This window comes from Acinetobacter sp. NS-4 (assembly GCF_037402435.1).
Lineage (GTDB): Bacteria > Pseudomonadota > Gammaproteobacteria > Pseudomonadales > Moraxellaceae > Acinetobacter.
Genome location: NZ_JBBEUE010000019.1, coordinates 1 through 13688 on the forward strand (window position 1 = coordinate 1; position 13688 = coordinate 13688).

Consider the following 13688-nt stretch of genomic DNA (forward strand, 5'->3'; position numbering starts at 1 on the left):
AAGAGCCTTCATGTAATCCTCGGCTGTTTTAGCAAATGTAAATGTTGAGAAAAGTTATAATAACTCTTCACTTAAATTTTTTTAGGTGCCCTATCTTGCAATGTGTACGGCATTTCGGTCAAGTCACAATTATCGAAACAGCCGTAAAAATGCATCATTTTCCTTGAACTTGGCGTTCATATTTTTTTACACTACTTTTATTAAGATGAAATTCCTAAATATTTATTTATTTTTTAAGCATTGATTTTTATTATGTTTTTATCTGATTAACTTCATCAAAAGTTCTGATTTAATACGTGTTTCCGATTAGTGCCTGGCTGGTCTGGCACACATGGATGACGAAACAACCAAAGTAATGAATTGTCATTTAAGACAGATTCCGCTAAATTTTTCAGTCTGTTTGTCCTAAAATCGAGCGCTTTTTTAAGTTAAACATGTAACAAATTACTTTTTATGCCCAAATACTACTCGGCATTAAAAAAGCATGTCCTCACAACATGCTTTTTCACAGCTCTTAATTAATGATCAGCCAGGTTGCAGCCAGCATTAACAAACCACCTGAACCACCATCAATCCATTTTTGTTTACGTTCATCAATATGGGTTTTTTGGGTGATTGTGGCAAACAACACACTCAAGCCGCAATACACCACAAAGATCAACCCAATAAAGATGAAAGACAAGATTAACCCTTGGCTCACCGTGTCCCTAGTTTTATCAATAAACTGCGGTAAAATTGCAAAATAGATCAGCATGCCTTTGGGGTTTAATAAGGCAGTAAAAAAACCTTTTTTGATCGGGTTGGAAGATGATTTTCTCTCGATGGTTAATTTATTTTGACTAAACACCGACTTGATCAAGCTAAAAGCCAGAAATAATAGATAAGCGATCCCGAGCCAGCGAATGGTTTCAAACAATAGCGGGAAAGATACAATAATGGCGGCAATTCCCAAAGCCACCAAAACAGAATGGACCAAATAGCCCAAGCAAATCCCTACAGTTGCCCGCATGCCTGCCTTTGCATCTTTACCCATCACTTGAGACAGAATAAATAGCATATCTGGTCCAGGGGTGAAAATAAGCGGAATAACCGTTAAGGCAAACAGTGCAAATACAGACATTTCCTTTTCCCTTTCTATGTCTTGAAAGTGAAAATTAGTATCGAATAAATAATACAAAATAGGATTTCAAATATTCTATAATTATGATTATTTTTCGAATTATATTCTAATTTATGAAACTATCTTCCAAATTTGTTTCAGTAAAGCTGGATCGTATTGATAAAAATATCATTCAGGCTTTACAAAACAATGGTCGGATGCAAAATAACGATCTGGCCCGTAAAATTGGGCTGTCGCCTTCTTCCTGTCTGCGTCGGGTGAAACTGCTCGAAGAAGCAGGCGTAATTCAGAGTTACACCACAGTTGTGGATCCGCAAAAAATTGGCTTGCAGCTGATTTTGTTTTCACGAATCTGGTTAACCGGACAGGATGCAGAAACCATTGATACCTTCATTGAAGCCATGAAGGAACTTCCTCAGGTGATGGAGTGCTATATTATTTTGGGGGAATGCGATGCGATGTTAAAAGTGGTGGTTCCAGATCTGGAAAGTTACCGTAAATTTCAGTCAGCGCATCTGACCAAGAAAAACGGCATTACCAGCGTAAAAACGGATTTACCCAGTCAAATTATTAAACAGAGTTTTCAATTACCGCTTGATGGTCTGTAAAGACATCTTATTTTTCGAAATTTTGGAAATTACTGTATATAGAAATCAGTTATTGAATATAAGTGGCATTACAAGAATAGGCTTAAGCTTAAAACTGCCATTACTCGAATTAGGACTTTAGGGCTACATGAAGGATATCGCATGAAATCAGGTAGCCCTTGAACAAACCTATAAGCTAAAAAGGCTGCTTATACAGGCTGACTCTGCAAGAAGTCACGATGAACATGACTTAAATCAATTAAATCGTAAGCTTGAAGATTAAATATTTTCCAGACTGCTAAAAAATCTTCTTTTAAGTCTACATTTGAGGTCGCAATTGGACGCTCCTGCCATTGCAGGTCTGAAATCCACAAATAGGTTTGTTGGGTCACATTATTAATGGCCTGCACCTTACCTTCTGCATTAATCCCTTGTACATGCGTATGTGCAGGTAAAACCGGTTCGATATTAGGCAAACTTATTTCTACAAAATGTTTAACTTGACGAAGTCCATAACCTGCAAAAATTTCTTTCTGCGCAGCCGTTAACTGGTCATACTTCTCTAAAATATCTGAAATCATTGTTTCGCCTATCATTTTCCTTCCCAAATTTAACCGACCTGCAGTGAAAGCATAAATAATTTCATCTCTATACATGATTCATGCAATTCACTGTATAGTTATAGGTGATTCTTATACCTTATAAATTGACTTTTTATTATCCGACAATAGTTCAAAATGTCATCTTTATGAACCGATATTTTTACATATGCTTATTTAACTTTGATTAAATCTCATTAACTGGCGCTAAAATAATTAAGCAAAGTCCAGGCCAGATTGATTTAAATTTTAATATTGTTACGACTTTTTCAGTTGCGCTCGCGGATGTGCCTGATCATATACTTGTGCCAAATGATCAAAATCGACATGGGTATAAATTTGCGTAGTAGTCAAATTGCTATGTCCCAGCATTTCCTGTACCGCACGCAAATCCCGGCTGTTTGACAACATATGACTAGCAAAACAATGCCGCAACAAATGCGGATGTAAATCCACATTAACTCCGGCACGCTGTGCCTGAAACTTCACCCGATTTTCAATTTGACGCGCACCGAGCGGATTGCCCTTTTGAGTAATAAAAACCTGCGCATCCGGTACAAAATCACCCTGCCATAATGGATAGACTTGCAGCCATTTCATCACTGCATCTTTGGCTTTGCTACCAAAAGGCACCACCCGTGTTTTATTCCCCTTACCGGTAATACGCAACAACTGGCGGTTAAAATCGATATCCTTAATCCGCAGACCCTGCACTTCAGCCAAACGCAAACCACTGGAATATAGCAGTTCCAAAATAGCTTTATCCCGTAGCCACATTTGCTGTTCAATGGGTTTTTCAGGTGCTGGCTGATCTAGAATCTGGTTCACGGTTTCAATATCGACCATCCCCGGAAGTGGTCTGGGAATACGTTTTAACTGAAAATCATCCGCCGGATTAAACGCCAGATACTGCCCCTGCTCGGCCCATTTCATAAATTGGCGTATGGACGATAGCATACGCTGTAAACTGCTGGAACTGAGCTGCTGCTGTTCCACTTTATGGGCTAAATATTCGCGTAAATCTGTGGTTTCGATATTGGCCAGATTCAGTTTTTTAGTTTCACAAAAATTTAAAAAATCGGAAACATCACGTTCATAAGCCTGCAAGGTATGTTTAGACTGATTTTGAATTTCCCGTTCTTTTAGCCAGATGGATAATAATTGCGTTGCATCCATTAATATAAACCTTCCTACACCAATCCACCTTTCTCAATATTACATCTATCTATATTTTGTATCTAAAAAATCAATCATTTAAAATTCATTTTATAAGATAAATTCTGATCAGCTTTTGCTAATATTAAATCACTTACCAAAAAACATGACATAAAAACGATTTCATAGCGAGTATAAAATGCATTCATTTGAAAAAATTGCAGCATCTTTTAATTTGAACAGCCTACAGACCGAAGAACTCACCAATGAATTAAAGGAGTTACAAAAGCGCTTTAATCCAGATAATATCCAAGCCTTTTATCCTGAATTTGAAAAAATTGCCTCAAGCTTTGGCATTCAAGATGATCAAATTGAAGTATTTGTAGACATGCTTTATGCCAACCCTGAATTTAGCAATCTAGTGACTTTTATCATTCCAAGTTTCTACAGCATTGGTGGCGATCGCATGATATTTGAAGCCACGTATGAACAAATGATGGCAGACCTGCAAGCAGAATTAGATCAATAAAATAGAAAGCAAAAAGCCTATCTCATGGATAGGCTTGTTTCAAAGTAATACCGCTTAAGCCTGGTAATAACTCAAATCAATACGACCTTGATAAACATTTGCCGTTGGACCGGTCATCCAGACCACATCACCCTCTTTCCATTCAATTTGCAATTTGCCACCAGCCAGTTCAATCTCGACCGAGTTAGCCAGCAAGCCACGACGCATACCGGATACCGCTGCAGCACAAGCGCCTGTACCACAAGCCAAGGTTTCACCTACGCCACGCTCAAACACACGCAAACGTGCATGCTTTTCATCAATAATTTGCATAAAGCCGGCATTGACACGTTGCGGGAAACGTTCATGCGATTCCACTTGCGGGCCAATACGTGCCACATCAGCGGTGATCACATCGGGAACGATGGTCACTGCATGTGGATTGCCCATATTGACCACATCAATCGTTAACTTTTCATTGTTGGCCAGATCAATGTCATACAAACTTTCAGGCTCATCTGCCAAAAACGGGATTTCATTCGGCAAGAATTTAGGATAACCCATGTTCACACGAACCCAGCCATTGACACCCAGTTCAGGCTCGACAATACCGGCTTTGGTCTGCACTTTAATTTTGGTTTTGGTGGTGAGCTGACGCTCATGCACAAAACGTGCAAAACAGCGTACACCGTTTCCGCATTGCTCGACTTCAGAACCGTCGGCATTAAAAATACGATATTTAAAATCGACATTCGGTAAATCAGGCGGCTCAACAATCAGCAACTGGTCGAAACCGATGCCAAAATGACGGTCAGCCAGACGCTGAATGGTAACGGTATCCAGGTAGGCACGCTGGCTGATCAGGTCAACCACCATAAAGTCATTGCCCAAACCATGCATTTTGGTAAATTCTAAAAACATCTCAGAGCTCTCCATTATGGCAATAAGCGTTCGCGTTCCCACAAAGATTCAACGCTTTCACGCTCACGAATCAAATGTGCCTGATCACCATCAACCATCACTTCAGCAGCACGACCACGACTGTTGTAGTTCGAGCTCATCACAAAACCGTAAGCACCTGCACCCAATACGGCAAGTACATCATTTTCTTTGATTGCCAGCTGACGTTCTTTACCCAGGAAATCGCCAGTTTCACAAATCGCGCCCACCACATCCCACTCTTTCGCTTCAACGTCAGTACGTGGCATTACTTCCTGAATATCCATCCATGCTTCATATAAGGCAGGACGAATCAGGTCGTTCATTGCGGCATCAATAATCGCAAAATTACGGTGATTGGTCGGTTTAAGCAAATCCACTTTGGTGAGCAATACCCCTGCATTGGCAGAAATACTGCGGCCTGGTTCCATATACACTTTCAAACCGAGTTTTTCTAAAGCCGGTTTCAAGGCATTGGCATATTCTTCAACTGTAGGTGGAACTTCATCTTTATAAGTCACACCCAAACCACCACCGATATCAATGTGTTTTAGATTGATACCTAATTCTTTAAGCTTCTCAATCATCACAATCACACGATCAAGTGCATCAACAAAAGGCTGGGTTTCAGTCAACTGTGAACCGATATGACAGTCAATCCCTACGACTTCTAAATTAGGTAAAGATGCAGCATATTGATAGGTTTCAAATACAGTATCGGAAGGAATACCGAATTTGTTTTCTTTTAACCCGGTTGAAATATAGGGATGGGTTTTGGCATCGACATCAGGATTGACCCGTAAAGAAATCGGAGCTTTTTTACCTAAACTTGCCGCCACTTTCTGAATGCGATCCAACTCGGCATAAGACTCGACGTTAAAGCAGGCAATACCCACTTCAAGCGCTTTTTGGATATCCGCTTCAGATTTACCCAAGCCCGAGAAGACAATTTTAGACGCATCGCCCCCTGCTTTAAGCACACGGGCAAGCTCACCACCGGTGACAATATCGAAGCCCGCGCCACGCTTGGCCAATACATTCAACACCGCAAGGTTAGAGTTAGACTTTACCGCAAAACAAATTTGATGATCGATAAAGCTAAATGCACGATCCATATCTAAATAATGCTTTTCAAAAGTCGCTTTTGAATAAACATAAAGTGGCGTGCCAAATTGCTGCGCAAGCTGTTGTAGAGAACATTGCTCGGCGTGCAAAACCCCATTGATGCGGGTAAAACTCATGAATGTATCCTTTCGATGACGCGTTTAAATATTGAAAATTAATTCGTTTCAGCTGATGAAGCGGGAAGCTCTTGTGCTATCGGAGCTGCTTCTTGCTTATTCGAAGATTGCTGTTTTGAATCTACATTGGGATATAACAAATATTTTGCACGTTTGTCATAGTTTTGGTCGCTAGGTAGCTGTAAAGCACCCGATTGACCACAACCGACCAGAGCAAAACCTGTTGCCAATAAACTGATGCAGCAAATGACAAGACGCATCTGACCACCTATTTCATATTTTCGAAGAAGTATAACCTGATCATGTGACCTGACCAAAGCACTAAACGCTAGAGATTATAGTGAGATAAAAAAAAACGCCAGTTTGAAACCGGCGTTTTAATCATTTGTGTTAATTATTTATGTTTCGGTTTGTAGAAACCAAAATAGCCAATAATCAAAATGATGAACCAGATTGGGCTGACCATCAGCGCTTTCATGGTATCGGCTTCCAAAGACAGCACATAGATCATGCCGATAAAGAAGATAATTACCACCCAACAGGTAAACAATCCACCTGGCAGTTTAAAGGTTGATTTTGCATGTAATTCTGGACGTGTTTTGTAGTACACGATATAGCTCCAGATGATCATCAGCCACACACAGATAAACAAGATCGTCGACAGTGTTGTTGCCAAAGTAAAGGCTTCAACTGTATTTGGTACAAAGTACTGAAGCGCAGCACCTAACAATAAACAAATCGCAGAGAAATATAAGGCATTCGCAGGAACAGCACGTTTATTCAGGTGACCAAAAGCTTTAGGACCCTGCTCTTCACGTGACAAACCAAACAACATACGGCTGGTCGAGAACACACCACTATTCATGGATGACATCACTGAAGATAGTACCACCAGATTCATGATAATCGCTGCTGCAGCAATACCGGCTTGGCTAAACAGGTTTACAAATGGACTAATGCTTGGATCAATTTTATTCCATGGTGTTACCGACATGACAATGATCAGTGCCAACACATAGAAAATAATGATACGAATCGGAATCGAGTTAACCGCTTTAGGCAAATTACGCTCTGGATCTTTGGTTTCAGCTGCAGTTGTACCAACCAGCTCTACCCCAACAAAGGCGAATATCGCAATCTGGAAACCTGCCAGGAAACCGGTTACCCCAGTTGGGAAAATACCGTCATGTGACCACAGATGGGTAAATGAAGCCACTTCACCTGCGGTTGAGCTAAAGCCAGTAAAGATCATCCATAAACCGACTGCAATCAGTACCACAATGGCAATAATCTTGATTAATGCAAACCAGAACTCCAGTTCACCGAATAATTTAACGGTAACCAGATTCAAACCCATAATAAAGATAATGGCCGCAACACTGATCATTACCCCTTCTCCAGGCGTAAACGGCAGCCCTCCATTAAAGAATTGCAGGTAATAAATAATTGCGGACAAATCAGCAATACCAATGGTGATCCAGCACAGCCAATAGGTCCAACCGACAAAATAACCCGCCCAAGGACCAATTAAATCTGTTGAAAAATCAATAAAAGACTTGTATTTCAGGTTAGACAGTAACAGTTCGCCAAGCGCACGCATGACTAAAAACACCATAAAACCAATAATCATATAAATGATCAGAATGGATGGTCCGGCCAGGCTGATGGTTTTACCTGAGCCCATGAATAAACCTGTACCAATTGCCCCGCCAATCGCAATAAGTTGCAAATGCCGATTAGACAAACTTCGCTGAAGTTCACCATGTGCAGCAGATGAACTATGGTTTTCATTTGACATTGTTATTTTCGTCTCTAAATTTAATGTGTTAAAAGTAGCCCAAAACAAAAAAATAAAAAAAGTTTTTTGAGCGATTATTTAATATTTTTCAAGCCTAATGGCGCTTTAGATTATTTTTCATACACTTTAAGTCCTTTTTATTTCCTTTATTAAACTTTCCATGAATTAGCAGTTTACGTGCCAATTTTTGATTTGGCGATAGAACATACAAAAAATTGTGTTTCTGAACGGCTATTGCTACATTCACAAATACTCTTTTTAGCTTTCACAAGATTTATATTTTATGAGCAAGGTCAAAACTGTTTACCGCTGTGAACAATGTGGAACGGATCATCCAAAATGGGCAGGTCAATGTACAGATTGTGGTGAATGGAATTGTCTAACCGAAGTTCGGCTTGAGCCTGCAGTGAGCCACCGTGCACAACCGAAAATGGGCGGCGGCTATGCCGGTCAGGCGGCAAACATTACCACCCTGAATAAAGTTTCTGTTTCACATGAAACACGTTTAGCGACTGGGATTGGTGAATTTGACCGTGTTTTGGGCGGCGGTCTGGTCACAGGTTCTGTAGTGCTGATTGGCGGTGACCCCGGGATTGGTAAGTCTACCATTCTGCTGCAGACTGCGACCCATATGGCAGATGCACAAAGTTCTGCACTCTATGTGACCGGTGAAGAATCACTGTCGCAGGTTGCGTTACGTGCTCACCGTTTGGAATTGCCGACTGAACATCTTAAAGTGATGGCAGAAACCTGTGTGGAACGAATTTGTGAAGTTTTAGCTCAGGAACGCCCTGCTGTTGCCATTCTGGATTCCATCCAGACGCTGTATACCGAAACCTTGCAGTCTGCACCAGGCGGTGTTTCGCAAATTCGTGAATCCGCAGCCTTGCTAACCCGTTTTGCCAAAAATAGTGGTACTGCCCTGTTCTTGGTCGGACATGTGACCAAAGAAGGCGCATTGGCTGGCCCTCGGGTACTGGAACATATGGTCGACTGTGTACTGTATTTTGAAGGTCAGTCCGACTCACGTTATCGCATGATTCGTGCGGTGAAAAACCGTTTCGGGGCAGTCAACGAACTAGGCGTATTTGGCATGACCGATAAAGGTCTGCGTGAAGTGGCCAACCCATCGGCTATTTTCTTGAGTCGTTATGATGAAGCCATTCCCGGTTCTATTGTAATGATTAGCCGCGAAGGAACCCGGCCACTTTTAGTGGAAGTTCAAGCGCTGGTGGATGATGCCCATGGACAACCGCGTCGTGTGGCATTAGGCCTGGAACAAAACCGTTTAAATATGCTACTGGCAGTCATGCACCGTCATGGTGGCGTGCAAACATCCGGACAGGATGTGTATGTCAATGTGGTCGGCGGTCTAAAAATTACTGAAACCGGTTCCGACCTTGCTGTATTGCTTGCCTGTGCCTCAAGCTTGCGTGGTAAGGCCTTACCCCAACAACTGGCAGTATTTGGCGAAGTGGGCTTATCGGGTGAAATCCGTCCGGTGCCGAATGGTCAGGAGCGCTTAAAAGAAGCCATTAAGCACGGTTTTAAATACATTATTTTACCGCGTGGCAATGCACCACAAAAACCGATCCCGAATGTACAGATCATTTCGGTTGCACGCTTACATGAAGCTTTAACCGAAGCCATGAATCTAAGCGAAGAATTGGCTTAAGCTTAAACACATGAAAAGTCATGTAAAAAAAATACCAGTTTGTTATTGAAATTCGCTCTAAATGGCTGCATAACTATAGGGCTATAATTTCATTTTTATTTATTAGGAAAAATCAATGGAAGTTCGACAGCGTAGTTTGATGGCCGGTATTTTAATGGCAGCTTTGGTCGTTGCACCAATGGCTGAAGCGAAACGTGCGGGTGGCGGTAAAAGCCATGGCATGAGTCGTTCTGCTGCTCCAAGCCAATCTTACCAACAACCACGTCAAGCTGCTCCTGCCCAACAACCTGTTGCTCCTGCTACAGCCCCACAAAAATCAGGTCCGGGCGTAGGTGGTATGGTTGCTGCTGGTGTTGCTGGTGCTGCGATTGGTGCAGTTGCAGCCAATGCAATGGCGGATGATAAACCTGCTGCAAGCAGTGCTGATGCTACAGCACAACAGCAACAAGAAGAAAAAGGCGGACTTCCAGGCTGGATCTGGATTCTTCTGGCAGCAGCAGTCGCTTTCTTCTTGTTCCGTAAATTCGGAGCAAAAAAAAAACTAGCCGCTAACAATCCGTATGCACCAAACAATGCTGGCAATACAGCACCGTTTGGTCAGCAAAATGCAGCACCACGTACTTCAAATGACAACAGCAATATTTTTGGTCAAACAGTAGGTGGTTCTGCAGGTGCAGCAACCCAAGCGCCATTTGGTGCTGCTTCAACAAGCAATGGTAATCAATTGCCAGATGGGACTGAACCTGCTGCATTCTTACGTGTTGCTCGTCAGCGTTTTAACCACATTCAGTCCATGAATACAGCAAGTAACATTGCTGAAATTCAACGTTATTTAACACCTGATCTTTATCAGTCAATGCGTAACGACATTATGGCAAACCAGGATCAGGACGTTGCTGAATTCTCTAACCTCAATGCGATGGTGGTCGATTCTGCAACTGAAAATGGTCAGTATGTGGTAAGCGTACGTTTCACCGGTACAGTAAGCGAAGACTTAAACAGCTTGCCGCAACCGTTTACTGAAATCTGGCACTTTGTAAAACCTGCCGGTTCTAACCAAGACTGGTTGGTTGCAGGCATTCAGCAAGAAAGTTAATCCCTTGCTAAAAACTCATCTAAATGCACTGACATGAGTTGATGTTTTTAGCGACAATACTGTAAAAGCCAATCTTCGGATTGGCTTTTTTATTTCATTCCTTTTAGGCTATAGCAAAAGTTTTTGGATACATGTATGTCTAACCGAATTTCTCCCCCTGCCTCGCTGATGAATTTAGCTATTACAGGAAACGCCAAAGCGCAATTTGAACTGGCCGAGCTATATATGCAAAGCGAGCATGATGATGACATTATTCTTGCAGAAGAATGGGCACTCAAAGCTGCTGAAAATGGCAATATTGAAGCGATGTACTGGCTGGGTGAAGGTTATACCGTTTATGCTAAAGACTTGGCTGAAGAAGACACGGAAGAATCCAAAGCGCATTTTGAATTGGGCTATTACTGGCTCAGCAAAGCCAATATGCAAAAACACCCTGCTGCGACTTTAGAGTTAGCGGGTTATTTCCGTCGTGGTGATGTGATTGAAAAAGACGTGGAAAAATCGGTTGCTTTAGTTAAACAGGCAGCTGAATGGGGCGATGCTCAAGCCATGCGTGATCTAGCTTGCATCTATGAACACGGTTTAGGTGTGGATGTAGATGAAGAAAAAGCGGATTACTGGTCTGAAAAAGCACAAGCAACTGAACAATAATTGAATTAAAAAAGCCCATCCAATGATGGGCTTTTGTTTTATACAGTTTTTAAATATTAACTCTGGATATCATCATTTACTTCGACAACAATCACTTGTCGACAAATTCCGTCTGCTTGACGTTGCTGCTCAAACACTAAAGCAGGCATCGGATCAAAACTGTCAAAGAAACAGATTTCATCCGCATTTATATCGTAAACAAGTGAGTGGTTACCCACATCATCTAAGGTGTCGTAATAGACAATCACAAATTTATTTTGCTCAAATGCTTGTTGGATTTGCTCATAACTTAACGCCGGGAGAATGGGTAAACCCAGTTGTTCAGCTTCTTTATAACTGAGTTTTTCACTGTCCTGAAGATCAGGGTCATGCTCGGTATAAAACTGCACATGAAAACCAAACTTTTTCAGACCGACAGCTAAGCCGATGGTCGTCGTGCCATTTTCCGAATCATACCCACATACATCTACAAGTTGCTGAATATCAGCATCGATACCTAAATGTTGCAGCAACATCCATACCGCAAAAATTCCACCATTTGCTTCTAGATTCGCTAATTCTTCAGGCATTTCTAAAGCCATAATTTTCATCCAAAATATGATTGTGCTGATAATAATCAATTTCAGATTGGAACAAAATCAATTTCCAAGTACAATAGCCGGCTAGTCGAGGGATGCTGCGACTTTTTCACAGGCTCATTTTAAAAAATAGCAATGTGAAATCGCTAGGCTCGACGATCCGGTCAAAACATCTGTAAAAACTGGTTTTGATCAAAAACGGCATCCGCGAACATAACGATCCAATCTATTTTTTCTCTAGGAGATCCTGATGAACGCGGTTACTGCTTCATTTACAGATTATAAAGTTGCCGATATTTCACTTGCTGATTACGGCCGTAAAGAAATCAAACTAGCTGAAGCTGAAATGCCAGCCCTTATGGGTCTGCGTAAACGCTACTCGGCATCAAAACCACTTGCAGGCGCGAAAATTCTCGGCTGTATCCACATGACCATTCAAACTGCGGTTCTTATTGAAACTCTGGTTGAATTAGGTGCAGAAGTGCGTTGGACTTCATGTAACATCTTCTCTACTCAAGACCACGCTGCTGCTGCAATTGCTGCATCTGGTGTTCCAGTATTTGCTTGGAAAGGCGAAACTGAAGAAGAATACATGTGGTGTCTTGAACAACAAATCAACGTGAATGGCAAACCTTGGGATGCCAACATGATTCTAGATGATGGCGGTGACTTGACTGCTGTTGTTCACGAAAAATATCCTGAACTGATTGCTAAAATTCACGGTATTACTGAAGAAACGACTACAGGTGTAGCTCGTCTTCTAGAAATGTGGAAAGACGGTTCACTTAAAGTTCCTGCAATCAACGTAAACGATTCAGTAACCAAATCTAAAAATGACAACAAATACGGTTGCCGTCACTCACTCAACGATGCCATCAAACGTGGTACAGATATGCTTTTATCTGGCCGTCGTGCGCTTGTGATCGGTTATGGTGACGTAGGTAAAGGTTCTGCTCAATCACTTCGTCAAGAAGGCATGATTGTACGTGTATCTGAAATCGATCCAATCTGTGCAATGCAAGCCTGCATGGATGGTTACGAAGTTGTATCTCCATACAAAAATGGCGTACAAACAGGTAAAAAAGAAGATGTAAATGTTGATCTTCTTCAAAACACTGACTTGATCGTAACGACTACGGGTAACTACCACGTATGTGACTCTGCAATGCTTGATACATTAAAAGCTGGTGCAGTAGTTTGTAACATCGGACACTTTGATACTGAAATCGATACCAACTACCTACGTGGTTACAAATGGGTTGAAGTTAAACCTCAAGTACACCAAGTGTATCGTACAGAAAATGAAAACGATTACCTGATCCTTCTTTCTGAAGGTCGTTTGGTGAACCTTGGTAACGCAACTGGTCACCCATCACGTGTAATGGACGGTTCATTTGCTAATCAGGTATTGGCTCAAATGCACTTGTTCGCTGAAAAATTTGCTGATCTTCCTGAAGACAAAAAACAAGCCGCAATTCGCGTAGAACTACTTCCTAAAAAATTGGACGAAGAAGTTGCTGCCGCAATGGTTGCTGGTTTCGGTGGTGTATTGACTACACTAACTCAAGAACAAGCGGATTACCTTGGCGTACAAGTTGAAGGTCCATTCAAATCTGAGACTTATAAATACTAAGTTGTTAAATGACCTCTCCCTAGCCCTCTCCTATAAGGAGAGGGAACATTCATTACCAAATGTATGTCATCGAGGGTAAATCCTCTCCTTTCAGGAGAGGATTTAGGA

General features: G+C 41.6%; 14 protein-coding genes. 6 read left to right on the forward strand and 8 right to left on the reverse strand.

Annotated features, from left to right (window positions below; all coding sequences use genetic code 11):
- Positions 1-514 precede the first annotated feature (514 nt).
- Positions 515-1120: a LysE family translocator gene (locus WAE57_RS13195; RefSeq protein WP_337710934.1), complete on the reverse strand. Its 606-nt coding sequence runs from the start codon at positions 1118-1120 to the stop codon at positions 515-517.
- 113 nt (positions 1121-1233) lie between these two features.
- Between WAE57_RS13195 and WAE57_RS13200 the strand changes: the two genes are divergently transcribed.
- A complete protein-coding gene (locus WAE57_RS13200; RefSeq protein ID WP_337710935.1) occupies positions 1234-1728 on the forward strand; it encodes an Lrp/AsnC family transcriptional regulator in 495 nt (164 codons plus the stop codon).
- Between the two features lie 188 nt (positions 1729-1916).
- Here the strand turns inward: WAE57_RS13200 and WAE57_RS13205 are convergent, their stop codons facing one another.
- Both WAE57_RS13205 and xerA read right to left on the reverse strand, forming a co-directional pair.
- On the reverse strand, positions 1917-2303 hold the full coding sequence (locus WAE57_RS13205) for a hypothetical protein (protein WP_337710936.1): 387 nt from the start codon (positions 2301-2303) through the stop codon (positions 1917-1919).
- 261 nt (positions 2304-2564) lie between these two features.
- Complete coding sequence (xerA, locus tag WAE57_RS13210; RefSeq protein WP_337710972.1) at positions 2565-3458, reverse strand: site-specific tyrosine recombinase/integron integrase; 894 nt, start codon at positions 3456-3458, stop codon at positions 2565-2567.
- Positions 3459-3660: 202 nt separating this feature from the next.
- Here xerA and WAE57_RS13215 point away from each other — a divergent pair, with 202 nt between their 5' ends.
- Positions 3661-3990 carry a hypothetical protein gene (locus WAE57_RS13215; RefSeq protein WP_086176885.1) on the forward strand — a complete coding sequence of 110 codons (330 nt, stop codon included), beginning with the start codon at positions 3661-3663 and terminating at the stop codon, positions 3988-3990.
- 54 nt (positions 3991-4044) lie between these two features.
- On the opposite strand, the gene dapF is transcribed toward WAE57_RS13215, so the two are convergent.
- The 4 genes from dapF to WAE57_RS13235 all read right to left on the reverse strand — a co-directional run bounded on the left by dapF (position 4045) and on the right by WAE57_RS13235 (position 7947).
- Positions 4045-4890, reverse strand: a complete 846-nt coding sequence (gene dapF / locus WAE57_RS13220) for a diaminopimelate epimerase (protein ID WP_337710937.1) — start codon at positions 4888-4890, stop codon at positions 4045-4047.
- A gap of 14 nt (positions 4891-4904) precedes the next feature.
- Positions 4905-6149: a diaminopimelate decarboxylase gene (gene lysA / locus WAE57_RS13225; RefSeq protein ID WP_337710938.1), complete on the reverse strand. Its 1245-nt coding sequence runs from the start codon at positions 6147-6149 to the stop codon at positions 4905-4907.
- A 38-nt stretch (positions 6150-6187) separates the two neighbouring features.
- A complete protein-coding gene (locus tag WAE57_RS13230) occupies positions 6188-6409 on the reverse strand; it encodes a lipoprotein (protein ID WP_337710939.1) in 222 nt (73 codons plus the stop codon).
- Positions 6410-6543: 134 nt separating this feature from the next.
- Positions 6544-7947 carry an amino acid permease gene (locus tag WAE57_RS13235; protein WP_237786279.1) on the reverse strand — a complete coding sequence of 468 codons (1404 nt, stop codon included), beginning with the start codon at positions 7945-7947 and terminating at the stop codon, positions 6544-6546.
- Between the two features lie 283 nt (positions 7948-8230).
- Here WAE57_RS13235 and radA point away from each other — a divergent pair, with 283 nt between their 5' ends.
- The 3 genes from radA to WAE57_RS13250 all read left to right on the forward strand — a co-directional run bounded on the left by radA (position 8231) and on the right by WAE57_RS13250 (position 11369).
- On the forward strand, positions 8231-9622 hold the full coding sequence (gene radA / locus WAE57_RS13240; RefSeq protein WP_337710940.1) for a DNA repair protein RadA: 1392 nt from the start codon (positions 8231-8233) through the stop codon (positions 9620-9622).
- A gap of 115 nt (positions 9623-9737) precedes the next feature.
- A complete protein-coding gene (locus WAE57_RS13245; RefSeq protein ID WP_337710941.1) occupies positions 9738-10718 on the forward strand; it encodes a Tim44-like domain-containing protein in 981 nt (326 codons plus the stop codon).
- Positions 10719-10853: 135 nt separating this feature from the next.
- Positions 10854-11369 carry a tetratricopeptide repeat protein gene (locus WAE57_RS13250; RefSeq protein ID WP_337710942.1) on the forward strand — a complete coding sequence of 172 codons (516 nt, stop codon included), beginning with the start codon at positions 10854-10856 and terminating at the stop codon, positions 11367-11369.
- 56 nt (positions 11370-11425) lie between these two features.
- Here WAE57_RS13250 and WAE57_RS13255 read toward each other — a convergent pair whose 3' ends face one another.
- A complete protein-coding gene (locus WAE57_RS13255) occupies positions 11426-11950 on the reverse strand; it encodes a cysteine peptidase family C39 domain-containing protein (RefSeq protein ID WP_337710943.1) in 525 nt (174 codons plus the stop codon).
- A gap of 247 nt (positions 11951-12197) precedes the next feature.
- On the opposite strand from WAE57_RS13255, the gene ahcY reads away from it, so the two are divergent.
- Entirely contained in the window at positions 12198-13580 is a 1383-nt protein-coding gene (gene ahcY, locus WAE57_RS13260) for an adenosylhomocysteinase (RefSeq protein ID WP_337710944.1), read from the forward strand.
- Positions 13581-13688: the final 108 nt, after the last annotated feature.

Coding starts and splice junctions, on each gene's coding strand:
- WAE57_RS13195 (WP_337710934.1), bottom strand. CDS start 1,120: ATGTCTGTATTTGCACTGTTTGCCTTAACGGTTATTCCGCTTATTTTC.
- WAE57_RS13200 (WP_337710935.1), top strand. CDS start 1,234: ATGAAACTATCTTCCAAATTTGTTTCAGTAAAGCTGGATCGTATTGAT.
- WAE57_RS13205 (WP_337710936.1), bottom strand. CDS start 2,303: ATGATAGGCGAAACAATGATTTCAGATATTTTAGAGAAGTATGACCAG.
- WAE57_RS13215 (WP_086176885.1), top strand. CDS start 3,661: ATGCATTCATTTGAAAAAATTGCAGCATCTTTTAATTTGAACAGCCTA.
- dapF (WP_337710937.1), bottom strand. CDS start 4,890: ATGTTTTTAGAATTTACCAAAATGCATGGTTTGGGCAATGACTTTATG.
- lysA (WP_337710938.1), bottom strand. CDS start 6,149: ATGAGTTTTACCCGCATCAATGGGGTTTTGCACGCCGAGCAATGTTCT.
- WAE57_RS13230 (WP_337710939.1), bottom strand. CDS start 6,409: ATGCGTCTTGTCATTTGCTGCATCAGTTTATTGGCAACAGGTTTTGCT.
- WAE57_RS13235 (WP_237786279.1), bottom strand. CDS start 7,947: ATGTCAAATGAAAACCATAGTTCATCTGCTGCACATGGTGAACTTCAG.
- radA (WP_337710940.1), top strand. CDS start 8,231: ATGAGCAAGGTCAAAACTGTTTACCGCTGTGAACAATGTGGAACGGAT.
- WAE57_RS13245 (WP_337710941.1), top strand. CDS start 9,738: ATGGAAGTTCGACAGCGTAGTTTGATGGCCGGTATTTTAATGGCAGCT.
- WAE57_RS13250 (WP_337710942.1), top strand. CDS start 10,854: ATGTCTAACCGAATTTCTCCCCCTGCCTCGCTGATGAATTTAGCTATT.
- WAE57_RS13255 (WP_337710943.1), bottom strand. CDS start 11,950: ATGGCTTTAGAAATGCCTGAAGAATTAGCGAATCTAGAAGCAAATGGT.
- ahcY (WP_337710944.1), top strand. CDS start 12,198: ATGAACGCGGTTACTGCTTCATTTACAGATTATAAAGTTGCCGATATT.